Genomic DNA, 23,827 nt, shown 5'->3' on the forward strand with positions numbered 1-23,827 from the left:
ATGCACGAAATGGTGTTATCCAATATGGGTGATGTCAATACCTCTTGTACACCAATTGTCCTCCGGCAGTCGGCAAGTCGTCATCCCAAGGACGTCGCCGCCTGCGTCACCCCGCGGGGGTGGCCGAGATCCTCCTCCGGGTTCGCCGTCAGGTCCAGCTCCGATGTGATCATGTAGCGGTCGCCTCTGAACAACGTCCTGGTGAACTCGATGGGAACGCCGTCCGACGTGCGGGTCACGGTCCTGAACAGGAACGCGGGCGAATACGGCGGTGCTTCGAGCACCTCGGACTCCTCGGGGCTGAGCACCGTCGGCTCGATGTTCTGGGTGCCCGATGCCACCTTGAGCCCGTACTTGTCGGCGAGCAGCCGGTAGAGGGACTTCTCCTCCAGCTCCTGGGCGGGCAGGTCGGGCACCAGGGCGTCCGGCAGCGTGGTGGTGGCGAGCGCGATCGGGTCGCCGTCGGCCAGCCGCAGCCGCTTGATCGTCACGATCGCGTCGGACGGCGCGATCTGCAGCCGCCAGCTCAGGCGGACGCCCGCGTCGGACCGCTCCACGCCGAGGACGCGCGTCGAGGGCGTGATGCCGCGCCGGCGCAGGCCCATGGAGAACGACGAGGCCGTGGGCGACTGGGTGATCGTGGGCCGCGCGACGTAGGTGCCGCTGCCCTGCCTGCGGATGAGATGGCCGTCCCTGACCAGGTCGTCGACGGCGCGGCGCACCGTGAGCCTGGAGACCCCGCAGTCCTCTTCGAGCACCCGCTCGGGAGGGATCGGATCGCCCACGTTGAGGTCTTCGAGCAGGCTCATGATCCGCTCACGGACCATGTTGTGCTTGCGCCCGCGCCGAGCGTCCGCGTCGCTCACGTCCACCCCTCCAGCCCTTTCACCGGCCCCCTCCAGACGGTCTCACCGGCCCCTCAGGCCCGTCGCCGGCGACCCCGACCGTTCTCCTGCAGTTTACGCCCCGGCCACGAATTGGTATTGACGACTTGTATACCAACTCTTACAGTCACCGAAGAATCCTGACCCTCCAGGTGAACCAATGGCGGAGCGCCGTCGCCCCGCCGCTCCTCCGTCCCTCCGACGGGCCGCGACCGTCAGGCCGGGTCCGATCATCGTCGCATCAGGGCCGACGCATGACCACCCTGCCTTGGGACCGCGCCCTTCCCGTCAAGCCTGAGCCCTGAGACACTCCGATCGACAAGGGAGCAGCAGTGGGAAACCCCATGGTCAATCGCCGCCACCTGTTCGGGCTTGCGGGCGCGGGCGGAGCCGCACTCGCCACGTCCGGCCTGTTATCCGCTCCCGCCCACGCGGAAGCGGCCCCCGCGGAAGCCGCACACAACAGGCCGCGCCGCCGCCCCGCCTGGCCCGAAGGGTTCGTCGAGGTGCAACCCGTCTCCGTCGAAGGCGACATCGCCTGGTACGACGTGTCCCATTGGGGCGTCGAAGGCAAGGGCTGGTCCGACACCAAGGCGTACTTCGACCGGCTGCCGGCCAAGGCGGAAGGCGTCGTGACCCCCGAGGTGTGGGCGCGCAGCCGTACCTCCGCCGGGATCCTGACCCGCTTCGTGTCCGACTCCACCACCTTCCGCGCCCGCTACCGGCTCATCTCGGCCACCACCGCGATGTACCACATGCCCGCCATCGGCCACAGCGGCGTCGATCTGTACGCGCGCGCCGAGGACGGCTACGACGCCTGGCTGGCCAACACGCACCCGGCGGGTCAGGACGTCGACGAGCAGATGGGCCTCGCGGTCGATCCCGGCGAGCGCCTCTACACCGCCTACCTCCCGCTGTACAACGCCCCGCAGACCCTCCAGATCGGCGTCGAGGCCGACTCGAAGTTCGTCGGCGTCGCCCCGCGTACCGACCCGCCCGCCGTCTTCTACGGCAGCTCGATCATGCAGGGCGGCGTCGCCTCCCGCCCCGGCATGTCCATCACCGCGCTCCTGGGCCGCCGCTTCGACATCCCCGCCATCAACCTCGGCTTCTCCGGCAACGCCCGCATGGAGCCGGAGATCGCCGAGCTGCTCACCGAGATCGAGGCGTCGGTGTACGTCGTCGACAGCTCTCCCAACATGAACCCGCAGCAGATCTCCGAACGCGCCGAACCCTTCGTGCGCATCCTGCGCGAGGCCCGCCCGGACACCCCCATCGTCCTCGTCGAGGACCGCCGCTACGGCGACGGGCGGTTCGTCAAGTTCCGTCGCGACCGCAACGCCCAGAACGCCGCCGCCCTCCAGGCCGCGTACCGGAACCTGCGCGACGCCGGTGTGACGGGCCTGTCGTACTTGTCGGCCGACGAACTGCCGGAGGCGGAGGAGCTGGTCGATGGGTCGCATCCGAGCGACCTGGGGATGATGACGTACGCGAACGCGTACGAGAGGGTCCTCCACCCCATCCTCGCCCGCCGCCACCACTGACCCCGCCCTCCGTCAGAACGGCAGCCGCTCGTACGCCCGGCCGCCGAGGGCGTGTTCGAGGTAGCCGGACACGGTGTCGTCGTCCCAGCGGGCTCCCGTGAGTGCGACGTACCCGTCAGGGCGGACCAGCACAAGGCCGTCGCCGTCCACCCCGTAGAGAGCGTGCGCATCCCCCTCCGCGTCGATGAGCACGCTCTCGCCGCCCTCGTACGCAAGCCCCGGCTTGACGATGCGGTGGACGTGCACGTCCTCGCCCGCCCGAGGCGCGGGCCCGCTTCCGAAGACGAGCAGCGTGAAGTGCGGGCCGCGGAACAGGTCGAACAGCCGCACCTGCGCCCCGCTCGCCGGGGCGGTGCAGCGGGCGTCCGGGGCGCGGTCGCCCGCGCGGATGCCGAGCGCCTCGTCCAGGTCGCGGGCCAGGCTGCCGCCCCGGTAGGTGATGCCGAGCTGGCTGACGTCGGCGAACGGGTCCTTGCCCTGGAACGCGCCGACGATGCGCTCCGACACGCGCGCCGAGTCGGAGCCGGTCCAGTACCTCCCCCGCGCGGTGGTCGAGGCCAGCACGTGCCGGGCGACCGGCAGGCGCTCCTCCTCGTAGGTGTCGAGCAGCGCCTCGGGGGCTCCGCGCAGGACGTACGCGAGCTTCCAGCCGAGGTTGTAGGCGTCCTGGACGCCCGTGTTCATGCCCTGGCCGCCGGCCGGGGCGTGCACGTGCGCGGCGTCCCCGGCCAGGAGGACGCGGCCGTTGCGGTACCGGTCCACCATGCGGATGTTGACCCGGTACACCGACAGGTAGACCGGATCGCGGAAGCGCACCCCGGGCAGCCCGACCCGCTGCCGGAAGATCTCGGCGAAGGTCTCGACCGAGATCGAGGACGGCTCCTGCTCCGCCCCCTGGGGCAGCGGCGCGGTGAAGAACCAGGTGCCGCTCTTCGGCATGGGGGCCAGCGTCACCATCGCGCCAGGACCGGTGGCCCACATGTGCGCGGCCGAGGCGTCCAGCCCGTCCACGCTGAGGTTGCCGTACAGCATGCGCTGCTGCTCCCACGTTTCGCCGAGGAAAGCGATCCCGGCCCGCTTGCGCACGGTGCTGCCGCCGCCGTCGCATCCGACGAGGTAACGCGCCCGGACGTCGCGGTGCCGGCCGTCCACTCTGAGGCATGCCGTGACCTGGTCGCCGTCCTGGGTGAGGTCGACAAGCTCGCACCCGAGCTCCACCCGGACGCCGAGCGAGGCCAGCCGCTCGCGCAGGGCCTCCTCGGTGAACTGCTGTCCCACCATGAGGCTGCCCGGGTAGGGCGCGCCGGGCAGGGGCGGCGCGTCGTACATCACCGCCTCGCGCACCACCTGGCCCTGCGCGTCGTAGAAGCGCGTGGGAAGAGCCGGCTCGGCGCGTTCCACCAGGCGGCCCAGCACCCCCAGGTCCTCGAACACCTCCTGCGTGCGGGCGCGGACGCCACGGGCCCGCGTCCCCACGGGGTGCGTGGTGACACGATCGATGATCCGCACGGCGACGCCGCGCCGGGCGAGGTCGCACGCCAGGGTCAGGCCCACCGGCCCCGCGCCGACGATGAGGACGTCCGTCACGTCCGGAGTCTCCATGGATACGCACTCCTTCCTCGGGACGGCCCTTGTGACCGCTCGCCCATTCTTAGTGGGCACATGCCCACTCGTCAATTCGACGGTGCACCATCGAGCGTGTGAACAGGCACGACGGGTTCGGCCATCGCGCACCCGGCGGCCCGGGGACGAGTGGCCCACCATGGGGGTGAGCGTGCCGAGGTTCGTGCGCGAGGCCCCTGACGGGCGCGGGATCAGCCGGCGATGCTCCAGCAGTAGAGCAGCTCATCGCTCTCCTTGGCCCGGCGGGCCAGCGCGACGAACTCACCGAGCATGTGGATCGCGTCGTCGAGATCGCCGAGGCCGGTCGGATCCCGCTCCATCCACTGCCGGGCCACCTCGGGCAGGCGGGCGTCCTCGACCGCGGCGAGCGTGTCGCGCGTCGATCGCGCCGTCAGTGGTGGTAGGCGTGGATCACCGCGTGCCCCCTGCCCCGTCCGATGATCCACTTGTTGATCGGCGTGGTGACGAGGAAGGCGATCAGCAGCGAGACCACCAGCGCGCCCCAGAACAGCCCCGAGGCCAGGGTCGCGTCCATCGCGCCGGGTATGACCAGCATGACGCCGTTGTCGACGATCTCCATGACGAGGATCGACAGGGTGTCGGCGGCCAGGGCCAGGCGCAGCGCCTTGCGCCACGTCACGCCGGCACGGAACAGGCCGCGCAGCGTGAGCGCGTACCCGAAGATGAACGCCAGCACGACGGCCAGCAGGATGCTGGGCAGGTTGTGCCAGCCCAGGGCGGTGGCGATGACCATGCCGAGCACCTCGCCGATCGCACAACCCGTGAGACAGTGCAAGGTCGCCGAAGCGGCCACTCCCCACGTCGCCTTCGTCGGCCCGTGGTGACCGTGTCCCTCGGGCTGATGCCGTCCGTGACTACTCTGCGGGTCCGTAGCGGACGTGTGAGAGCCGTGCTCGTGCATCTCATGCCCATCGTGATGCGTCATTTCCGACACGTCCCTTCTACCGCAACAGAGACGAACGAACCCGGGCAGCCGGCGGCCACTATACCCCCTGTGGGTATAGTGGCCGCACCGGTGGGCCGGGCAGGGCGGCGCTCACATCAGAGCCGGCCGAGGACTTGTGGAGATCGCGCGCCTGGTCGAGCTGCCGGCCGACGACACGGCGGCCCGCCGCCACCCCCACACCGCGGCCGCGCTGGTCGGCCTGGCGACGGGCAAGGGGCTCGTGGCGGTCACGGCGCTGCTCGCGGGCCCCGCCGCACTGGCGGCGGCACCGGGCCTGACCGCGCGCCTGGCCCACCACTGCCACGCCCTCCTGGCGCTTTAGCCACCACGGCGTTCACGGATCAGGAGCGAACGAGCCGGGCGATGGCGTCGGACGCCTCCTTGACCTTGGCGTCCGCCTCGGGACCGCCTTTCTGCGTGGCCTCGGCGACGCAGTGAGCGAGGTGCTCTTCGAGCAGCGCCAGGGAGAACGACTTCAACGCGCTGGTCGCCGCCGACACCTGCGTCAGGATGTCGATGCAGTACTTGTCGTCTTCGACCATGCGTTGCAAACCGCGGACCTGCCCTTCGATGCGGCGCAGGCGCATCGCGTAGTCCTGCTTCGTACCGGTGTATCCGGGCATGCTCACCCCTCCTAGTCAGCCGCTCACGACAACACCATACCCCCCTACCGTATTTCAGCCGGAGCCGCGGACTTGACAGATACCCCCGGGTGGTATGTATTTAGCCATCACACATACCCCCTAAGGGTATTTCGCTTCCTGACCAGAGAGTTCTCATGTCCGCACCATCACCCCGGCGCTGGGCCGCACTCGCCCTGATCGCCACCGCCCAGTTCATCGTGATCATGGATACGTCGATCATCGGCGTCGCCCTGCCCCGCATCCAGCAGGACCTCGGCTTCTCGCAGGAAGACCTGTCCTGGGTCTTCAACGCGTACGTCGTCGCGTTCGGCGGCCTCCTGCTGCTGGGCGGCCACCTGTCGGACCTGTTCGGCGCCCGCAGGCTCTTCACCACCGGCTGGATCGCTCTGCTCGCGGGCTCGCTCCTGGCCGGGATCGCACCCGAGGTGTGGGTCGAGCTGACCGGCCGCGCCGTGCAGGGCGTGGGGGCCGCGCTGATCGCGCCGTCCGCGCTCACCTTGCTGAGCCCGCACTCACCGACGGGTTCTCGGCCGCCTTCGCCGGAGCCGCCGCCATCGCCCTCGTGGGCGCCCTGACCGCCGCCACCACGCTGCGGACCCGTACCACCGCACCCACCGAGGAAGTCACGGCCTCCCGTACCTGACGCTGCCCTGGCCCCCGAACCACAGGCGGGCCAGGGCGCGTCCACGCCATTCGGCCCCGATGCCCCACCCGCGCGTTGCTTCGAGAACTCGCCGGACGCGGACGGCGTCTGAACGGCGCCATCGCCGAGCGGCCCTCTTCGCGACTCCGCTCAAAACAACCGGGACACGGCACGCGCCCGGCCTCAGCCACCCCCTTCACCGGACAGCAGGCGATCCACGAGGGCGTTGAGCGTCTTGGCGCCGTCCGGGCCGAGCCGAGAGCTGCTGCGAGGGCGTTCTGCCGTGCGCTTCCGCCGGACTCGTACAGACAGACGAGGACGCTCAGTTCCGCCTCGGAGACACCGGAGGCCGCGGTGGTAACACGGCCTGGGCCGTTCGGCTCGGCGGCCACGTCCTCGCCGGTGTCTGGATCGTGGCGGGCTCCCTGGTGAGCCGTTCCTGGCCGGTGCGCGTCGTCGGCGTCATCACCGGCGTCTGGCTCGCCGGCCACACCCGAAGTCCGTGAATTCACCGGCCATTCGCACTCGGGAACGCACACGCGTTGTTCCGCTCTCTTTCCGTCTCCCCCGGGCGCCCGGATCAGTAGCGTGTACGGCGTGAGGATCGGAGCGTCGGCGCTGATGGCGTCGGTCCTGCTGGTGGCGGGATGCGCGGCGGGACAGCAGACGGGCGACCCCTCGGCCACCAATGCGTCAGCGGCCGAGACCGCGACCAGCACAACCAGACAAAGGCGGTCGCCGACGCCGGGCCCTGTCGTCACCCCGGCCGCCGCCCCCGACGGCTGGCGGTACGCCTACATCAGCGAGCGCCCCGGATCCCGCATCACCGGCATCACCACCGCCGGGCCGCAGGAGGCGTGGGCGGCGGGGGCCGTGGACGGCCGGCTGCTGCTCCTCCGCCACGACGGCACCGCCTGGCGCGAGGCCGAGCCGCCGCCGGGCCCGCCCGTCGTCCCGTCCGCCGGGGAGGTGTGGATCGCCGCGTCCGGCCCGGACGACGTCTGGCTGCTGCTCCCCGAGGTGGTGCCCGGCGAAAAGCACCATCGGGCGCTGATGGCGGTCCGCTGGGACGGCTCGGCATGGCATCAGATTCCTGGGCGTATCGAATCCCCAGGTGTCGCCGCCTTCAAGGTGCTCGGCCCCGCCGACGCCTGGGCCGTCCTCGGACCCGGCGAGCAGGAGGCGTTGCGCTGGGACGGGCGTTCATGGACGAAGGTGCCCTTGCCCGCGAACGCCACGGCCCTGGACGGCTCGCGCGCCACCGGGCTGTGGGCCGTCGGCTTCCGCACCTCTGGGGAGGGCGTCACCGCGACCGAGGAGGCCCAGCCCGCGGCCATGCGCTGGGACGGCGGCTCCTGGCGGCTGGTGCGCACCCCGACGTACGCGTTCCCGTCGCCCAAGCCGCCCGAGGGCACCGCGTCGCTGGAAAGCGTGCTCGTCCTGGGGCGTGACGACGTGTGGGCGAGCGGCACGCACACGTTCAACCACGGCGAGGTGGAGAACGAACCGGCCGATCCACCGCCGATCCTGCTGCACTGGGACGGCCGGAGCTGGACCCGGCAGGACGCCTCCGGCGATCGCGACTACTGCTGCCCTCTCCTGGCCGCGGGCCCGTCCGGCAGCGCTCTCGTCGTGAGCGGCAGCCCGCGCCTGCGCGAGAGCTGGCGGCTCGCCTCCCCTGGCGCGTCCCCGGTCAAGCTGCCAAGCCTGCCGAAGGTTCCGGGGCTGAAGAGGTCGCAGTTCTTCAAGGTCGCGGGGACGGCTCGTACGGGCATGACGTGGGCGGCCGGCACGCTGTCGGCCGACGGCGGCTTCTGGAGCCGCGCCGCCATCGCCGCCCTGAGCTGAGCGCCTTCCGCAACCCGGTGGAACGGCATACTACGGGAGCATGGTCGACGAGACGCAAAAGTCGGATGCGCGAGAACTCGTACGGCTTCTCCTCGCGCTGGGTGCGGACGACTTCGACGGCATCGTCGCCAGGACCGACTTCACCTGCTGCCAGAGCTGCGCAATCGCGGAGCTAGGCGGTGAAGTGCCGGAGGACGAGCGGCACGCGTATCGCGGCTACGTCTTCTGCCACCGGCAGGACATGCGGGACGCCGTGGACGGCGGCCGCCTCAGCCTGGCCTACGGGGTGTTCAACGACGCCGCCGTCACCGCCGACCAGGCCGGCATCGGCGAAGAGGTGACCGAGACGATCCGCCGCCACGAGGACGATCCGGTACCGGTATCGCTGCCGCAGGCCAGAAGCCTCCTGCTCGATCTCACGCCCAGGGCGGGCAATTCCGCCGTCTTCATCGGACGTTCGGGCGGCGTCGTCCAGATGCGGTGGGAGAACGGCCGCAGGCTCCGGCTGGAAACCCCTGATGAGAAGGCCCGCCATTCCCGCGGCCGCCACGTCACCCCGGACGAGGCGGACGACATGGTGACGATCCTGGCCCGCGAAGACCGCGGAGCCGTCGACCGGCTGGGCAACCTGGAAACCCACCCCTGGGACGGCTGAAAACGAACGGCCGCGCAGGACAGGCGGTAGCTGTCCTGCGCGGCGAGCGAGGTCGAAGGCCGCAGAGCCGGTGGGCGTGGTCGGAGCCTCCCCGGCGATCCGCTCCGGGGAGGCTCTGACCGCCGCCGTCGGGCTATCTCAGAGGCGTGGGTCCTCCTGAACCCTCAGGGCGTTGATGATCGGGTCGCGCTCGCCGTTCTCGCGGGTGAACTCGATCTTCAGATCGCCGCCGTCGTGCTCGACGGTGACCGTGTTGGCGTCCGCGGTCAGCGCGCCCACCTTCGCCTGCACGTCGTGGTCGTGGAGCACGGGTTCGCCGTCGACCAGGACATCGAAGGCACGCTGGCCCGCCTTGACCTTCTCGATCTCCGCGAAGTCGAGGCCGATCCGGTACTTTCCGGCGGGCGCGTTCTTGAACACGTAGGAGAACGTCTTGCCGGTCCGCTGGGTGCGGAACAGGTCGTCGTCCTCCGTGCCGCCGATGGCGGCCTTGGTGGCGCGTGCCTTGCCGCCGGCGTGGCCCCACGACCGCGAGCCGAGTTCCTGGTCGGGCGACCAGACGAAGCCGTCGGCACCGACGTACCCTGACCCGCCCGCGTCGACGCCCTGCCAGTAGGCCGAGGTCGCCAGGCGGACCGGCTTGAATTGGGCTTCGCCCTTGGCGGCGTTCGACGCCACGAGCAGGTCCCCGGCGAGCACGCCGGGCTCGACGGCGGCGTTGTCGACCGTCGCCGTGACCGTGGTGGACTCGCCGGCCGCGAGCGTGACCGTGCCGGACGCGGCCGCGCCCGAGAGGGTCAGCCACGGAAGGTCGGCGGCCTCGTGCCCGCCGTCGTCCGTGCGCTTCTGCTCGCTGATCCGCACCTCGAGCGGGGCGGAGCCGGTGTTGGTCACGGTCACGTCGGCGGTGGCCTTCTGGTCCGGGCCGAGGAGCCAGTCGAGCTCGCCCGCCTTGACGCTCGCGACGCCCGTGGTCAGCGCCGCGTCGAACACCTCGGCCTGATCCTTGTTCGCGATGGTCACGGTGCGGCTCGCCGTGACGTAGTTCGGCGCCCAGATCTGCACGGTGTTCTCACCGACCAGCGCCTGGGCCTTCCACCGGCCCTTCGCGTCGGCGGTGATGACCCGCTCGCCGCTCGGCCCGGTGAGCGTGACGATCGCGCCCGCGACCGGCTTGCCGTCGTTCGCGTCGGTGACCGTGCCCTCGATCGTGCCCGCGGCCGGGAGCGTGTACTCCAAGCCCAGACCGGCCGTCAGCTTGGGCTCGTTGAAGGAGTACTGGTGAGCGGGGTTGCGCGTCAGGCTCTCCACGCCGACCGTCGCCGACGACCCGCGGGTGAGCGGGTTCTCGCCGCCGACGCCGGGGCCGTACCCGATCTGGATGCGGCCGTCCGCGATCAGGGTGACCGAGAAGCTCACCCGGGCCGTCCTGTCGTCGCCGAAGGTGACGTTGCGCCACTCGATGACCTCGGCGGCCAGGCCGTCCACCTCGGTCATGCCGAAGTAGATGCCCGCCTCGTCGTCGATCACCAGGTCATCCCAGAACGGGAAGATCCCGTCGTAGGCGTACCGCGTCGGCAGCTCCGTGTTGTTCCACAGGGAGCTGGCCCGGTCGAAGACCAGCGCGCCGTTCGAATTCACGCACACGCCGTCCCAGGCCGTGTCGTAGAACGGGAACAGGAAGCTGGAGTCGAACCACAGCACGCCGCACATGTCGTCGCCGTGCCACCCGGCGTCCCGCGCGCCCTGGCGGTAGAGCCCTTCGGTCACCTTCACCGAGTACGAGCGGCCGGCGGGGGACACGGGCACAGGGCCCGGATCCGGCTCCTCGGGCTGCGGCTGCGGCTCCTCCTCCTTGTCTCCGCGCGGATCGAGCGTCACGCGCAGCGCCGCGATGCTCGGGGCCCGCAGGCCCTTGCTGCCCCGCAGCTCCACGGTGAGCGGTCCGCCGTCGTGCTCCGCCACGGCGGTGTGCCAGTCGGCGGCGTCCGGGCCGACGCCCTTGACGGGGTCGTAGGCGTACCGCGTCAGCTTGCCGCCGATGAGGACGTCGAACACCCGCTTGCCCGGCTTCACCTTCTCGATCTCGGCGAACCCGAGGTCGACGGCGTAGGTGCCCTTCGGTGCGTCGGGGAACGTGTAGATCAGGCCCGTGCCCTGCGTGGTGCGCTGGGACTGGAACAGGGCGTCGTCCTCGGTGCCCGCGATCGGGACCCGCGTGGTGATCGTCTTGCCCTTCCCGGTGTAGCCCCACTTCTTGCCGCGGGCCTCCTGGTCGGCGGACCAGGTGAAGCCGGAGGCGTCGGTGAACGAGGGGCCGCCGGCGTTGACGCCGACCTGGTACTTCGTGGTCGTGAGCGTCACCGGGACGTAGGTCTTGGACTGCCGTCCCGCGTCGGAGCGCACGATGATGTTCGCGCCGAGCGTGCCCGGGTCGGCGTCCTTCGAGGAGATCGAGACCTTGACCTCCACCGTCTCGCCCGGGGCGAGGGTGCCGCCGGCCGAGGAGAGCGACAGCCACGGCAGGTCGGTGATCAGGTCGTCCTCGACGTCGATCAGCAGGATCTCGTCGGCGAGCTGGTCGGCCGCCCACAGCGCACCGGTCGCGTCGGTCTCGAGGCCGCCGCCCTGGCCGGCCTTCTGGCCGGGGAACCACCACGCGTTGACGAGCGAGCAGTCGTCGGGGCGGACCTGTAGCAGGCGGGTGGGCCTGTCCGTGGTGCGGTCGGTGTACCAGATGGTGTTCGACGCCTGGTTGTAGGCCAGGCCCATCACCTCGCGCAGCGGCGGGGCGCAGAAGGACAGCAGCTCACCCGCGTTCTCGTGCGACGTCCCGGCGACGGTGCCGATCAGGCCGTTCGCCCGGCCGCCGACGTAGAACACGTCCTCGGCGGGGTTGTAGGCGAGCCCGGTGAGCTGGATGGTGGACCAGTCACCCTTGATCTGGCGGGTCTCCTTCCCCGTCTGCCGGTCGAAGCAGTGGATGAAGCTGGCCGGGCTGTCCTCGATCTGGCACATGTCGCCGGTCTTGGTGTCGAGCGCCATGTCGAACGCCCGGTAGTCGGGGTTCCACTTGGCGTCGAAGACCTTGCCGGTCGGCTTGCCGGTCACCGTGTAGGCGGTGTTGGTCCGCGCGTCGTAGTCGTGGACCCAGACGTCGCCGTCGTACCCGATGCCGGAGGGCTCCTTCTCCTCGATCTTGCCTGGGAGCTGGATGCGGGTGATGACGTCGCCGCCGGAGGTCTTGCCGACCTTCTTGGCCGCCTTCGCCTCCGCGGTGCTCGACGTCTCGCTCTTGCCGTCGATGTTCGACGGCTTCATGCCCTTCGCGCCGGACTTCCACGCGGCGAGGTCGATCTTGCTGTCCGCGCCCTTCCCGGTGCGCGTGGTGGCGCCGTCGGCGTCCAGCTCGGGGTGGCGCGCGGCCTCGCCCAGCGTGTACGTGAGCGGGGCCGAGCCGGTGTTGGTCAGCGTCAGCGTGCCCACACCGTTCTGGCCGGTTCCCATCACGACGTCGAGACCGCTCACCTTCAGGTTCGCGGCGCCGGTGCTGAGGCGCGTGTCGATCGTCGCCCTCGCGTAGAGCTTGTCGAGGGTGAAGTCGTACGACCCCGTCACGTAGTTCGGCGCCTCGACGGTCATCGTGTAGGAGCCGAGCGGGAGCTGGCGGCGGACGATGCCGGTCCCGTCGGTCGTGACGCTCTCGACGAGGCCGTTCTTGTCGGTGATCGAGATCTTCGCCCCGGACACCGGCAGCCCGTCGTTCTTGTCGACGACGGTCGCGTCGACGTAGCCCCAGTCAGGCAGGTCGAAGGTGATGATCATTCCGTCGCGGAGCACCGGGACGTTCTCGGAGAACCGGATGCCGTCCACGCCGGCCCAGCCCTGGATGCCGGTGGTGGCCTTGGCGCCGCCGGTCACCGGGTCGTCGGTGCCGATGCCGTCGCCGTACCCGAAGATCACCTTGCCCGAGCGGGTGAGCGTGGCCGAGAAGTTGACCGGCTCGGTGTACTCGGACCGGAACGGGTAGGCCCAGATCTTGGCGTTGCGGTACTCGATGACGAACGCGTCCTCGCCGTCGACCTTGGTGGCCGCCGTGAAGACTCCTCCGTCGGAGGCGAACTCGACGGGGGTCTGGATCCAGAACGGGAAGACGCCCGCGCCGCCGCTGCCGGGTCCGGTGGTGGTGGTCGGGGAGATCACACCGCGCAGGCCGATCGAGATGGTGTCGTGGCTGCCGTTGTAGAGCGCGATCGGGAACGGCAGGTCCACCGTCGCCCACACGCCGCTGCTGAACGTGACCTTGTCGGTGCCGCGCAGGTACTCGCCTTCGGAGACGGAGCAGCTGTAGCCGCCCTCGTCGACGACGAGCCCGACCGGGATCTCCAGCGAATTGTTCTCGGGGCCGACGGTCAACGGGACGGACGTCGGCGAGAAGCAGGCGTTGGGCGTGACGGCGAGCGCGTACTGACCCTCCGGCACACCGGCGATCGTGAACGCACCGTTGGCGTCCGTACGCACGGCCTCCAGCGGCGTGTCCTTGACGGAGACTTCGGCGTTCGGGACGGGCTGCTTCTTGTCGTCGACGACCTTGCCGGTGATGTCGTGGCGCGCGGCGGCGGTGAGGGCGATCTCGACCGAGGTCTCCTGGCCGAGGGTGATCGAGGCGCTCGCGGTCGCGGTCAGGTACCCGAAGATCCTGGTGCTGAGCTGGTAGTCGCCGACCGGGAGGCTCACCGTGAACCGGCCGTCCTTGTCGGTCCCGACGGACCGGCTGAACGGGCCGCTGATCGTCACCTCGACGCCGGAGACCGCCTTGCCGTCGGCGGTGACGACACCGGTGAGGGTGCCGCCCTGCCGGGGTGCGAGCTCGAGCAGGCGGACGAGGTCGAGCCGGCCTTCGCCGTACTTGTTGTTGAACTCGGCGGTGCCGCCGCACTCGGTGTCGTCGACGTCGACGGCCGACTCGGCCAGCAGGCGGCGGGTCTCCTCGACCTGCCCGATGAGGGTCGGGTCATAGCTCCACAGGGCGGCGACGGCGCCGGCGACGTGGGGAGCCGCCATCGAGGTGCCGGACAGCGCGGCGTAACCGTTGTTCGGGTAGGACGACGTGACGTCGACGCCCGGAGCGGAGATCTCGGGCTTGATCTGGCCGTCCACACCCTCGCCCTTGCGGGAGAACGCCGCGAGCGTGCCGTCCGACGCGTAAGCGCCGACCGAGTAGGCGCTCTTGGCGGCGGCGGGCGTGGAGATGGTGTCGCATGCCGCGGCCGGCGAGGAGTTGCCCGCCGACCAGACGCTGAAAATGCCCGCGGCGCTCCAGGCCTCGTCGATGGCCTGGAAGAAGTCCTCGAAGTCGTGCTCGAGCCTTTGGCCCCACGAGTTGTTGATGACGTGGGGGCGCTTGGACGGGTCGGGGTTGTTCCCGTTGACGTCGGTCGGGGCGAGCAACCACCAGCCGGACTCGAGCAACGACTCGGCGCCGGTCTCTTCGCAGCAGCCGTTCGTCGCGATCCACTGCGCGTCCGGTGCGACGCCGATGTGGTTGGTGCCGTCGTCGCCGACCATGGTGCCCATGGTGTGCGTGCCGTGTCCGTTGTCGTCGCACGGCGCTCCGGTGCACGTATCCCGGGTGGCCATCCAGTTGTAGTTGTGGTCGACGGTGCCGTCGGGCTTCGTGCCGCGGTATTGCCGCATCAGGGCGGGGTGGTCGAATTGCACGCCCGAGTCGATGTTGGCCACGGTGATGCCGGCACCGGTGGCCCCCATCTCCCAGGCCTTGGGGGCGCGAATGGCGTCCAGACCCCACGTGACGGTGCCGTCCTCGGCGGTGGCCTTGGGGCGGGGGGCCTGGTCGTCCGGCGCCTTCTTGTCCACGGGATCGATCAGCGCGACCTGTGGCGCCGCATGGATCTCGGCGACCTGCCTGACCGAGGCGACGTCGAGCGCGAGCTCCTGTGTGCCGCCCTTGACGAGCACGGCGTTGACGAGCGGGTAGGAGGTGTACTTCACGCCCGCCGCGTCGAGTTCGGCGGAGACGGACTCCACGGAGGCCTTGGCCGCGGCCTTCAGTGCGTCGTAGACGAACTGACCGCGGGCGGTCCAATCGGTGATCTTCTTCGCCGGCTCGAGGTCGGCATTGGTGTCGAACGTGATCCAGAAGTCGGAGACCGGCTCCGTGCGGAACCGGCCTTGCAGGTCCGACGCGATCTTGGCGGCGGGTGCACCGGGATCCGGCTCGGCGGCCGACGCCGGTGGTGGCGAAATCATGCTCAGGCCGACCGCTAAGGTCAGCGGAGCGACGAGGGCTTTCAGTCTCACGTGCGGGGGTCCTCCGGCCTACAGGGGTTGGTAGGGGTCGTGGCTCTCGTCATCGCCGTCATCGCCGTCATCCCGGCTGTCCGGGGCGTCGTCCCGGCTGTCCGGGGCGTCGAGGGCGTGAGGGGTGTCGAAGGTGTCAGCGGTGTCAGGGGCACCGGCATCTCCGGGCGACGGCTCCAGCGGTCGCTGACGCTCGATGAGGGAGTCGTCACGCGCGGTGGGTCGCTCAGGCATGCGCTGCCCTAGGGCCATGGATCATGGGAGCCATGCTCGGGCGGGCCAGCGACCTTCGCTATACGGCGGATACGTTATTTTTCATGACGAATCGCCGGAGGAATCCTCTTCTGCGAACACTCCGGACTCTACGGCCTTAACGGCGAGCGCGGTTCGGGAGTTCACCTTCAGCTTGCGCATCGCCGCACGCAACTGCTGATCCACCGTGGCCGGTGACTTGGTCAGGATCCGGCTGATCTCCCGGTTCGTCTTGCCGGCGACGACCAGGCGGACCACGTCGAGCTCACGAGGTGAGAGCCGGTCGCCGTATCCCCGCCGGCCGCCGCGCCACAATCGCGGAACCTCGGCGCCGTGTTCGCGAAGCCGCTGTGCGACCCGGTCCGCATCGCCGCGGGCTCCGAGCCTGAACAGTTGCTCGTACTGTGCGGCCAGCAGCTCCCGGCCCTGCTCGATCCGGCCTTGCGCGATGAGCGCCTCGGCTTGACGCTCGCGGGCGAGCATGGCGTCGTAGGGGCGCGGCAACGCGTCCCAGGCGCGCGCCGCCCGGTCGTACGCCCTCGCCGCGCGGGCGTGGTCTCCGTCCGCGGCGGCCAGCAGCGCACGGCACACGGCGAGGGCGGCGCGCGGCGCGGGCGCCGTACGGCCCCGCAGTCCTCTGGCGAACTGGTCGGCCAGGCGTGTCGCGGCCCGCAGGTCGCCCGCGGCCAGGTGCGCCTCGATCCGGGCGGGGACGAGGTCCGTCGCCCAGATCCAGATGCCCTTTCTCCGGACCGTGTCCATCGGCTCGTTCGTGATCTGCAGCGCCCGGCCGCTGTTTCCGTCCGTCAGCCACAGCCTGGCCAGCGCGGCGGCGGCCTCCATCGTGTCGTCGGCCGCGCCGAGACGGGCGGACTCCTCAAGGACCAGCCGGAACTGCTCCACCGCGGCGCGCCGCCGTCCCTCCGCGGCGGCCAGCCGGGCCGCGAGGCGGATGCTGCCGAGGTAGAGTGCCGGCCGGTCCCGGTCGGCGTCGGCCAGCGCCGCGCTCTCCTCCGCCAGGCCCTCCCACCGGCCGGTGAACCACGCCAGGTTGGCCTGTTCGAGCCGGACGTTGTTCTGCAGCCGGGACGCTTGCTCGGCCTCGGCGAGGCGCATGGCCACGGCGAGGTGTCTCTCCGCGTCGGCGTACCGGCCCCAGATCAGCGCGCCGGTGCCGACGTTGGTGTGGATGCGGGCCACGTCGAGACGCTCCGCCGAGGTCGCGCCGTCGACGGGCAGGCCGGCGACGACATCCCAGGCCTCCTCCTCGCCGAGCATGAGCAGCGCGGCGGCTCGGTTGCCGGCCAGGTTCAGCCGCTCCGCGGGAGAGTCGACGTCGGCGGCCAGCTCGGCGGCGCGATCCAGCCAGCGCCGGTGGGTCGACGCCGGCCACGGTCCCGCATAAGCCCAGCCCAGATACGTCATCGCCCGTGCCGCCTCGACCGGGTCATGGTCGAGGTTGGTCACCGCCTGCTCGAGCTCGCTGAGCGCGGCCTGCGCCTCGCCCCCGATGATCAGGAGGCGGCCCAGGGGGTTACGGATCTCGGCCTGCTGGCGGGCGGAGAGACCGGGCGTCTCCAGCACCGAACGCAACGTACGGATCACGCGGTGGTAGACCTCGTCGACCGGTTCGCGACGGCCCAGTGCGGCCACTCCGGCGATGCGCGCGACCCGTGCCCGATCCGCCGGTGGCAGCTCGGACCACGACAGCAGATCGACCAGCAGGTCGACCGCCTTGGTGTGGTCACCCGAGGCCATGGCCAGCTCGGCACCCTGCTCGGCGTACCGCGCCCAGGAGCGCGTCTCGCCCGCCTCGCGGAAGTGGTGGGCAAGGCGTGCGACAGGCAGCGGATGGACGCCCTCCAAGGCCCGGCCGGCCCGCAGGTGGAAGTGCCTGCGGTCGATCAGCGGGATCGCTTCGTAGACGGCCATGGCGGCCAGCGCGTGCCGGAATCGCCACTGGCCGTGGTCGTCTCCGTCCAGGACGCCGACCTCGGCCGCCTCCGCGAGGGCACCTCGGCACGCGGCCGGTGACAGACCGGCGGTCATCGCGATCGTGGCCACCGATGACCGCTCGGCCAGCGTGGCCGCGGCTCGCAGCACCTGCTGCGCCGCCGGCGACAGACGGCCCACCCGCTCCCGGGTGGAGTCGCGCACCGTCGGCGGCACCTGGAGCTTGCGCAGCTTCAGCCGGACCCACTGTCCGTCGCGGAAGACGAGGTCGGCGCGGTCGCACATGAGGCGGACCGACTCCTCCAGCATCAGCGGAACCCCGCCGGTCCGCTCATGCATGAACGTCGTGAACTCCTGCGAGATCGGGTTGCCGTCCAGCATCGAGGACACCAGCGCCGCCGTGTCGCCGGGTGGCAGCGGCGCCAGGGCGATCCTCAGCTGGGTCACACCGGCAGGAAGCCGGGACGTCAGCCGCAGCAACAGCGATCCCGCGTCCACCTCCTCCGGCCGATAGGAGATCACGAGGCTCGGCCCGTCCGATTGCTGCCGAGAGGCGACGAACAGCAGGAACTCCAAGGTCACCTCGTCGGCCCAGTGAGCGTCCTCGACCACGAGAACGTCGACATGCGCAGCCCGCAGCAGCTCGTCCAGGGCGCGGAACAGGCGATGCCGTGCCGCCTTCGCATCGTTCAAAGGCGGCAATGCGGGCGGCAGGTCCGAGGACCATTCAGGGAACAGGGGCCGTAACGCACCCGCGAGCTCGGTGAGCCGCAATCGCGACACCGGACGGTCGATCCCACGGAACGCGTCGACGATCGGCCCCAACGTCAGCGACTCGCGAAGCGGCGGGCACACCGAGACCAAGGCGGTGCGCTCGTCCGGTGCGGCCAGCCACTCGCGCAGCAGCCGGCTCTTCCCGATCCCCGCCTCACCCTCGACCAGCACGATCGCCGGTGGCCGGGCCAAGGCGACGCGTAGCGCCGCCAACTCCCGATCACGACCTACGAACTGCGGCGCAGAGACCGTCGGTGAAGTCCCATCGTCCTCGGGCAAGGGGTCGAGCATGCGAGATGTTCTCGCTTTTCGACGTTCGCGCGCAACTTCTCACCTGCCCGCGTTTCACATCGTGAGCTGCGGGTACTCCCGCTCTCCCGGTCGGAGCAGCGGCCCGGTCCGGTCATGCGCCGGGCTCGTGACGCCCCGTCGATCCGGCGATCGGGACATTGCCAGGTCTCCTCGCGCCCAGTGCGTGGGGCGGGCGGGTGGAAGACGACCGATCGCGCTCTTGTGCCGGACGGATTCGCCTCCAGCCGGGCTCACGCCATCCCTGCGCCACGCCCGCCCTGACGTCCTTGTAGCCGTCGGGGGCGCCGGATCGCAGGCGCCCCTTTCCGTCAGCGTCAGGCGCACCACCAGCGGATGCCCTGGTACTGGCGGCCCCAGCGCTGCCACCACGAGATGCGGTGCTGGTACGGGGCCAGGGTCAGGCAGTCGGAGTCCGGCCCGCGCCGCTTGACCTGGTAGGTGACGGAGTAACTGCAGTTGTTGAGGACTTGCACCTTGTGGGTCATCTTGGTCGTCCAGTGCGTGACGCTGACGCAGCTGGGGCCGGCCTGGGCCGTGGTGGCCTGCGCGGGCGCGGCGGTCAGGCCCCCCAGACCGATCGCACCAGCGACGAGGGCGGTGCCGAGCTTGGCGGTGATGTTCATATCCCCTCCTCCTTTGTCCGCTTGCGGATGAGGAGAACGTAGGCCGCCCGGTGTTGAGCCCTTGTTGAGTCCGCGTTGAGCCACGAGATTCTGAGACGATCAGCAGGTGCGGTCAACACCTCGCACCGGGATGACTTCCTGCAGGCGTTTCGAGTGGAGGAAAGGCGGCCAAGGCCCGCCGCCAGACGGTCTTGCTGGTGCTCCCACCGGGCTGGCGCACCGGCGATCAGGACGCCGGCATCACTGAGCGAAACTTCTACAACGCGTCCGAATCCGCAAAACCGCAGGTCGGAACCTGGTCAAAGCGCGCCCTGCAGGATTCGAACCTGCGACCGTCGGATTAGAAGTCCGGTGCTCTATCCAGCTGAGCTAAGGGCGCTCCCGCCTTATTGTGCATGATCCGGCGACATGTCACGCACACGTTTTCCTCGTGTCAGTCTGTCAGGCCGATCACACCCCACATGAACAGCGTCCCGAGCACGGTGGCCGTGAGCGTCCAGCCGGTGGCGCGGCGGGGCGTGTGGGCCTCTGGGAGGATATCGGAGGTGGCGAGATAGAGGAGGAAACCGGCGAAAAGGCCGAGGTAGGCGCCGAGGATGCCGTCGGGGATGGCGAGGAGGATGGTGAGGGCGGCGCCGACGACGGGGGCGAGGGCGTCGAGGCCGAGGAGGGTGAGGGCGCGGCGGCGGGAGTTCCCGTACAGGGACGTGATCGTGTACGTGTTGAACCCGTCCGTGAAGTCGTGAGCGATGACGCCTATCGCCACCGCCACCGCCAAGGAGGCGTCGGTCTGGTACGCGGCGCCGATGGCGGCCCCGTCCAGGAGGCTGTGGACGACGAGGGTGGCGCCCGCGGTGAGCCCGACGCCGGGGCGGGAGCGGGTCCCGGCGTTGTGCGGCACGGGCGGGGCGTGGGCGTGGTGGTGGGTGGCGTAGTCGGACTCGTGGGTGGCGTGCATGCCGACCGACCGCTCGACGACGTGGATGGCGAGGAACGCGAGCGCCAGGGCGAGCATCGGCACGGGCACCCCGTGCACGTCGTACGCGTCCAGTGAGAGCGCCTCGGGGAGCAGGTCGAAGGCCACCACGCCGAGCATGACGCCGGCGGCGAATCCGAGTACGAGGTGGCGTTGCCTGCCGACCTGGTGAGCGACGATCCCGCCCAGCAGCGTCATGACGACGGCCGCCAGCGACAGGAGGATGGGCATGAGGACGCAGGGTAACGGGCCGGGGGCGGGTGAGGCCTGGTTCGGCATGTTACGGGCGAGCGTGGGACGAACCGGGCCTCACCGCACGCCGGGGAACGAGCCGCACCACGGCCGGACCGGACCTCACCGCACGCCGGGGAACGAGCCGCACCACGGCCGGACCGGACCTCACCGCACGCCGGGGAACGAGCCGCACCACGGCCGGACCGGGCCTCACCGTACGCGCGCACGAGACGGCCCAGGCATGGCGGCGGGGTTGGGAAAAGTCCGGGCGGGTGGCCTCGGTCCGGGTCTAAGCTGTCGTGGCATGGTCGCGACGCTCCTGCACGAGATTCCCCTGCAGGGCGGGGACGTGACAGACGGGGTGGTGCGCGTCGGAGACACCGTGCGCAGACCGGCCGGTACGTCGACGCCCGCCGTGCACGCCCTGCTCAGACACCTTGAGGCGGCCGGGTTCGACGGGGCTCCGAGGGTGCTGGGGTTCGACAGGTTCGGGCGCGAGATCCTCACCTTTCTCCCGGGCAGGACCGGGCTGCGGGTGGAGAGCGCGAGCGATGAGGCGCTGGCCGGGCTCGCGAGGTTGCTGCGGCGGTTTCATGATGCGACCGCCGGTTTCCCGCTCACGATGGACGGCTGGGAAGGGGGCTCGAATGACGACAAAGCCCCAGAAATCATCGGCCACTGCGATTTGACGCCAGAAAACGTCATTTTCCACCAGGACGACCCCTCCACCCCCTACGCCCTCATCGACTTCGACCTCGCCCGCCCCACCACCCGCCTTTTCGACATCGTCACCACCCTGCGCCACTGGGCACCCATCGCCGACCCGGTGGACCGCGCGCCGCTGCTGCGCGCCGTCGACGTCGGTGCCAGGCTCAGGCTGTTCTGCGACGCGTACGGCCTGCGGCCCCGCGACCGGCGGCGGCTGCTGGAGCTGGCCAGGCTGCGTTTCCACCGCTCGTACACCGTGATGCGCACCCGCGCCGCCGCCGGCGGCAACTGGGCGAAGATGTGGGCGAGCGGCGCGGGCGAGCGCATCCGGCGTGCCACGGCATGGCTGGATGTGCACGAAGATGAACTTCATGCGCGTTTGGTGTGATCCTCTCGGCCTCGCCCTCGGCGTGGCTCTCGACCGGCTGCTGGCCGATCCGCAAAGCCCCGCACATCCCGTCGCCGCGTTCGGGCGGGCCGCCGGGCGGTTGGAGGGCGTGCTGTACGCCGACGACCGGGCGCGCGGGGCCGTCCACGTCGCGGCGTGCGTCGGCGGGGCGGCGGCGCTCGGTGTGCTGGCCGTACGGATCGCACCGCATCGCGCCGTACGTACGGGATTGACCGCACTGGCCACCTGGGCGGTGCTCGGCGGCACCACGCTCGCCAGGGAGGGCGAGTACATGGCCGACGCGCTGGAGAGCGGCGACCTCGAAGGCGCCCGCGCCCGCCTTCCGCACCTGTGCGGGCGCGACCCACGGCATCTGGAGGCCGACGAGCTGGCGCGGGCCACGGTGGAGTCGCTGGCCGAGAACACCTCCGACGCCGTCGTGGCGCCGCTGTTCTGGGGCGCGGTCGCGGGGGTGCCGGGGCTGCTGGCGTACCGGGCGATCAACACGCTGGACGCCATGATCGGGCATCGTTCACCCCGGTACGAGCGGTTCGGCTGGGCGGCGGCCCGGCTCGACGACCTGGCCAACTTCGTGCCGGCGCGGCTCACCGGTGTGCTCACCGTGCTGACCGCGCCCGACCCCGGCGGCGCGCGGGCGATGCTGAGCCGGGACGGCCACCGCCACCCGAGCCCGAACGCGGGCCGCTGCGAGGCCGCGTTCGCCGGCGGGCTGGGGGTCACGCTGGGCGGCACGAACGTCTACGAGGGCAGGACCGAGGAGCGGCCGACGATGGGCGACGGGCCGAAGCCGCGGGTCGCGGACATCCGGCGGGCCGTCAAGCTCACCCGCGCGGTGGGCCTGGCCGCCGCGGGGGCGGCCGTGGTCACGGCCTGGGCGTTGCGCCGCCTCGCCCGGCCCTGAGCGGCCCGGGCGATCCACCGCCTCACGACCCCGAGCGGCCTGGACGGTCCGCCGCCTCACCGACCCCGAGCGGCCCGGGCGATCCGCCGCCTCACCCGGCTCTGAGCCGTCACATCGTGCGGTTGAGGTTGACGACCAGCCAGATCACGAAGACGACGAGAAGCGTCACGCCGATCATCGACTTCGTCGCGTTCTGCGCGACGGCTTTCCTGGCCGTGAGCTGCTTGGTGGTCTGCTTCAACGCCTGCCGCGACATGAGCATCGTCTGGAAACGGCGCCCGAGGCTGAACAGGGCGATGGCGACGAGGATGAACAGGATGATCCGGCCGTCTTGAGGTTCCACGGGCTTACCCCCTGTGGTTCAAGAAACTCTTGTGTCCCCCGAGACGTGTGAACGCAAAGACTACTCGCCCGGCCTCATTTCGCGACCGTGATTAATCCTCCAAATCCACCACGATAGGCGCGTGATCGGACGGCCCTTTCCCTTTGCGCGCCTCCCGATCCACGTACGCCGACCGCACCCGCCCCGCCACGTCGGCGCTGGCGTAGACGAGGTCGATCCGCATGCCCTTGTTCTGGTGGAACATCCCGGCCCGGTAGTCCCAGTACGTGTACGGGTGCGGCCCCTTCATCGGCGTCGGCACCACGTCGTGCAGCCCCAGCTCCCGCAGCTCGGCCAGGGCCTGGCGCTCCGGTGGCGTCACGTGGGTCGAGCCCACGAACAGGGCGGGGTCCCAGACGTCGGCGTCGGTCGGTGCGACGTTGTAGTCGCCGCAGGCGACCAGCGGCCCGGCGGGCAGCTCGGCGGCGAGCGCGTCCCCGAGCGCGGCGAACCAGGCCAGCTTGTACGCGTAGTGCGGCGAGTCGACGGCGCGGCCGTTGGGCGCGTACAGGGACCAGACCCGCAGCCCGCTACAGGTGGCGCCGATCGCGCGGGCCTCGGGGCGGGCGGCGCCGACCCCCTCGGACTCGGCGAAGCCCGGCTCGCCGGGGAAGCTCGGCGTCACGTCGTCCAGGCCGATCCTGGACAGCACGGCGACGCCGTCCCAGCGGCCGTCGCCGTGCGCGGCGGCGGCGTAGCCGAGCGCGCCCACCTCCGCCGCGGGGAACGCCTCGGCCGGGCACTTGGTCTCCTGGAGGCAGACGACGTCGGGCTCGACGGCGGCCAGCCAGTCGAGCAGGCGGGGCAGCCGTGCCTTGACCGAGTTCACGTTCCAGGTAGCCAGGCGCATTCTCCCAGCCTGCCACGCGATGCGGCCTCAGGACGGGAGCGCCTTGCGGATCTTCGCGGCGAGGGCCGCGGCCTCTTCGGGGGTGTGCTCGACGACGCCGTTCTCCGCCATGAGCGCGTGGTACTGCTGCCGCTCGTACGGCACGCCGGGCGGCAGGGCGGCGAAGCGGGCGAGGAACGCGATGTGCTCGTCGTCCTCGTAGATGATCTCCTCCGGCTGGCTGGGATCGCGGCTCACGATCCCGCAGATGAAGCACGGCCCTGTACGGGAGCGTCGCTGGTAGCTCTCCACGTCGAACGGCACGCGCTTGATCGGATCGGTCAT

General features: G+C 70.7%; 20 protein-coding genes and 1 tRNA gene. 8 read left to right on the forward strand and 13 right to left on the reverse strand.

From position 1 onward, the window contains the following. Nucleotides 1–80 precede the first annotated feature (80 nt). Nucleotides 81–866, reverse strand: coding sequence for a GntR family transcriptional regulator (locus AB0K67_RS13655; RefSeq protein WP_364058210.1), 786 nt, complete (start codon nucleotides 864–866; stop codon nucleotides 81–83). Nucleotides 867–1,216: 350 nt separating this feature from the next. Here AB0K67_RS13655 and AB0K67_RS13660 point away from each other — a divergent pair, with 350 nt between their 5' ends. Next, on the forward strand, nucleotides 1,217–2,428 hold the full coding sequence (locus tag AB0K67_RS13660) for an SGNH/GDSL hydrolase family protein (RefSeq protein ID WP_364058213.1): 1,212 nt from the start codon (nucleotides 1,217–1,219) through the stop codon (nucleotides 2,426–2,428). Between the two features lie 12 nt (nucleotides 2,429–2,440). On the opposite strand, the gene AB0K67_RS13665 is transcribed toward AB0K67_RS13660, so the two are convergent. From AB0K67_RS13665 to AB0K67_RS13675, 3 genes are all read right to left on the reverse strand, one after another. Then, a complete protein-coding gene (locus AB0K67_RS13665; RefSeq protein ID WP_364058215.1) occupies nucleotides 2,441–4,030 on the reverse strand; it encodes an FAD-dependent monooxygenase in 1,590 nt (529 codons plus the stop codon). A 212-nt stretch (nucleotides 4,031–4,242) separates the two neighbouring features. Beyond that, nucleotides 4,243–4,371: a hypothetical protein gene (locus tag AB0K67_RS13670; RefSeq protein WP_364058218.1), complete on the reverse strand. Its 129-nt coding sequence runs from the start codon at nucleotides 4,369–4,371 to the stop codon at nucleotides 4,243–4,245. A 71-nt stretch (nucleotides 4,372–4,442) separates the two neighbouring features. Further along, the gene (locus AB0K67_RS13675) at nucleotides 4,443–4,865 is read right to left on the reverse strand and encodes a DUF4396 domain-containing protein (RefSeq protein WP_364058221.1); all 423 of its coding nucleotides are present in this window, start codon (nucleotides 4,863–4,865) and stop codon (nucleotides 4,443–4,445) included. Nucleotides 4,866–5,133: 268 nt separating this feature from the next. On the opposite strand from AB0K67_RS13675, the gene AB0K67_RS13680 reads away from it, so the two are divergent. Further along, complete coding sequence (locus tag AB0K67_RS13680) at nucleotides 5,134–5,340, forward strand: hypothetical protein (protein WP_364058224.1); 207 nt, start codon at nucleotides 5,134–5,136, stop codon at nucleotides 5,338–5,340. Nucleotides 5,341–5,359: 19 nt separating this feature from the next. Here AB0K67_RS13680 and AB0K67_RS13685 read toward each other — a convergent pair whose 3' ends face one another. Next, on the reverse strand, nucleotides 5,360–5,641 hold the full coding sequence (locus AB0K67_RS13685) for a metal-sensitive transcriptional regulator (RefSeq protein WP_364058227.1): 282 nt from the start codon (nucleotides 5,639–5,641) through the stop codon (nucleotides 5,360–5,362). 155 nt (nucleotides 5,642–5,796) lie between these two features. On the opposite strand from AB0K67_RS13685, the gene AB0K67_RS13690 reads away from it, so the two are divergent. From AB0K67_RS13690 to AB0K67_RS13700, 3 genes are all read left to right on the forward strand, one after another. Continuing rightward, nucleotides 5,797–6,237 carry an MFS transporter gene (locus AB0K67_RS13690; protein ID WP_364058230.1) on the forward strand — a complete coding sequence of 147 codons (441 nt, stop codon included), beginning with the start codon at nucleotides 5,797–5,799 and terminating at the stop codon, nucleotides 6,235–6,237. Nucleotides 6,238–6,902: 665 nt separating this feature from the next. After that, complete coding sequence (locus AB0K67_RS13695; RefSeq protein WP_364058233.1) at nucleotides 6,903–8,153, forward strand: hypothetical protein; 1,251 nt, start codon at nucleotides 6,903–6,905, stop codon at nucleotides 8,151–8,153. Nucleotides 8,154–8,193: 40 nt separating this feature from the next. Next, nucleotides 8,194–8,808: a hypothetical protein gene (locus AB0K67_RS13700; RefSeq protein WP_364058236.1), complete on the forward strand. Its 615-nt coding sequence runs from the start codon at nucleotides 8,194–8,196 to the stop codon at nucleotides 8,806–8,808. 138 nt (nucleotides 8,809–8,946) lie between these two features. On the opposite strand, the gene AB0K67_RS13705 is transcribed toward AB0K67_RS13700, so the two are convergent. Next, complete coding sequence (locus AB0K67_RS13705; protein WP_364058239.1) at nucleotides 8,947–15,129, reverse strand: S8 family serine peptidase; 6,183 nt, start codon at nucleotides 15,127–15,129, stop codon at nucleotides 8,947–8,949. A 39-nt stretch (nucleotides 15,130–15,168) separates the two neighbouring features. On the opposite strand from AB0K67_RS13705, the gene AB0K67_RS13710 reads away from it, so the two are divergent. After that, nucleotides 15,169–15,375, forward strand: coding sequence for a hypothetical protein (locus tag AB0K67_RS13710; RefSeq protein ID WP_364058241.1), 207 nt, complete (start codon nucleotides 15,169–15,171; stop codon nucleotides 15,373–15,375). 69 nt (nucleotides 15,376–15,444) lie between these two features. On the opposite strand, the gene AB0K67_RS13715 is transcribed toward AB0K67_RS13710, so the two are convergent. The 4 genes from AB0K67_RS13715 to AB0K67_RS13730 form a co-directional block, all read right to left on the reverse strand. Further along, nucleotides 15,445–18,399: an AAA family ATPase gene (locus AB0K67_RS13715; protein WP_364058244.1), complete on the reverse strand. Its 2,955-nt coding sequence runs from the start codon at nucleotides 18,397–18,399 to the stop codon at nucleotides 15,445–15,447. A 335-nt stretch (nucleotides 18,400–18,734) separates the two neighbouring features. Beyond that, nucleotides 18,735–19,043 (reverse strand): hypothetical protein, encoded by a 309-nt coding sequence (locus AB0K67_RS13720; protein ID WP_364058247.1) that lies wholly within the window; start codon nucleotides 19,041–19,043, stop codon nucleotides 18,735–18,737. A gap of 305 nt (nucleotides 19,044–19,348) precedes the next feature. Continuing rightward, a tRNA-Arg gene (locus AB0K67_RS13725) sits at nucleotides 19,349–19,422 on the reverse strand. Nucleotides 19,423–19,476: 54 nt separating this feature from the next. Further along, nucleotides 19,477–20,250, reverse strand: coding sequence for a ZIP family metal transporter (locus AB0K67_RS13730; protein ID WP_364058250.1), 774 nt, complete (start codon nucleotides 20,248–20,250; stop codon nucleotides 19,477–19,479). Nucleotides 20,251–20,557: 307 nt separating this feature from the next. Here AB0K67_RS13730 and AB0K67_RS13735 point away from each other — a divergent pair, with 307 nt between their 5' ends. Next, nucleotides 20,558–21,349, forward strand: coding sequence for a phosphotransferase (locus AB0K67_RS13735; RefSeq protein ID WP_364058253.1), 792 nt, complete (start codon nucleotides 20,558–20,560; stop codon nucleotides 21,347–21,349). Then, nucleotides 21,333–22,271 (forward strand): cobalamin biosynthesis protein, encoded by a 939-nt coding sequence (locus AB0K67_RS13740; RefSeq protein WP_364058256.1) that lies wholly within the window; start codon nucleotides 21,333–21,335, stop codon nucleotides 22,269–22,271. Before AB0K67_RS13735 ends, AB0K67_RS13740 begins: the two co-directional genes overlap by 17 nt. Before the next feature lie 109 nt (nucleotides 22,272–22,380). Here the strand turns inward: AB0K67_RS13740 and AB0K67_RS13745 are convergent, their stop codons facing one another. The 3 genes from AB0K67_RS13745 to AB0K67_RS13755 form a co-directional block, all read right to left on the reverse strand. After that, a complete protein-coding gene (locus tag AB0K67_RS13745) occupies nucleotides 22,381–22,614 on the reverse strand; it encodes a hypothetical protein (RefSeq protein ID WP_364058258.1) in 234 nt (77 codons plus the stop codon). A 91-nt stretch (nucleotides 22,615–22,705) separates the two neighbouring features. After that, nucleotides 22,706–23,503, reverse strand: a complete 798-nt coding sequence (locus tag AB0K67_RS13750) for an exodeoxyribonuclease III (protein ID WP_364058261.1) — start codon at nucleotides 23,501–23,503, stop codon at nucleotides 22,706–22,708. Nucleotides 23,504–23,530: 27 nt separating this feature from the next. Continuing rightward, the gene (locus tag AB0K67_RS13755; protein WP_364058264.1) at nucleotides 23,531–23,827 is read right to left on the reverse strand and encodes a hypothetical protein; all 297 of its coding nucleotides are present in this window, start codon (nucleotides 23,825–23,827) and stop codon (nucleotides 23,531–23,533) included.

The organism is Nonomuraea sp. NPDC052634 (genome assembly GCF_040678535.1).
Taxonomy (GTDB): Bacteria; Actinomycetota; Actinomycetes; order Streptosporangiales; family Streptosporangiaceae; genus Nonomuraea; species Nonomuraea fastidiosa.

Bases quoted from the DNA above. Each gene is read 5' to 3' on its own strand.
- AB0K67_RS13750 (WP_364058261.1), bottom strand. From the start codon at position 23,503: ATGCGCCTGGCTACCTGGAACGTGAACTCGGTCAAGGCACGGCTGCCC.
- AB0K67_RS13740 (WP_364058256.1), top strand. From the start codon at position 21,333: ATGCGCGTTTGGTGTGATCCTCTCGGCCTCGCCCTCGGCGTGGCTCTC.
- AB0K67_RS13670 (WP_364058218.1), bottom strand. From the start codon at position 4,371: ATGGAGCGGGATCCGACCGGCCTCGGCGATCTCGACGACGCGATCCAC.
- AB0K67_RS13735 (WP_364058253.1), top strand. From the start codon at position 20,558: ATGGTCGCGACGCTCCTGCACGAGATTCCCCTGCAGGGCGGGGACGTG.
- AB0K67_RS13700 (WP_364058236.1), top strand. From the start codon at position 8,194: ATGGTCGACGAGACGCAAAAGTCGGATGCGCGAGAACTCGTACGGCTT.
- AB0K67_RS13720 (WP_364058247.1), bottom strand. From the start codon at position 19,043: ATGAACATCACCGCCAAGCTCGGCACCGCCCTCGTCGCTGGTGCGATC.
- AB0K67_RS13715 (WP_364058244.1), bottom strand. From the start codon at position 18,399: ATGCTCGACCCCTTGCCCGAGGACGATGGGACTTCACCGACGGTCTCT.
- AB0K67_RS13690 (WP_364058230.1), top strand. From the start codon at position 5,797: ATGTCCGCACCATCACCCCGGCGCTGGGCCGCACTCGCCCTGATCGCC.
- AB0K67_RS13730 (WP_364058250.1), bottom strand. From the start codon at position 20,250: ATGCCCATCCTCCTGTCGCTGGCGGCCGTCGTCATGACGCTGCTGGGC.
- AB0K67_RS13685 (WP_364058227.1), bottom strand. From the start codon at position 5,641: ATGCCCGGATACACCGGTACGAAGCAGGACTACGCGATGCGCCTGCGC.
- AB0K67_RS13755 (WP_364058264.1), bottom strand. From the start codon at position 23,827: ATGACCGATCCGATCAAGCGCGTGCCGTTCGACGTGGAGAGCTACCAG.
- AB0K67_RS13665 (WP_364058215.1), bottom strand. From the start codon at position 4,030: ATGGAGACTCCGGACGTGACGGACGTCCTCATCGTCGGCGCGGGGCCG.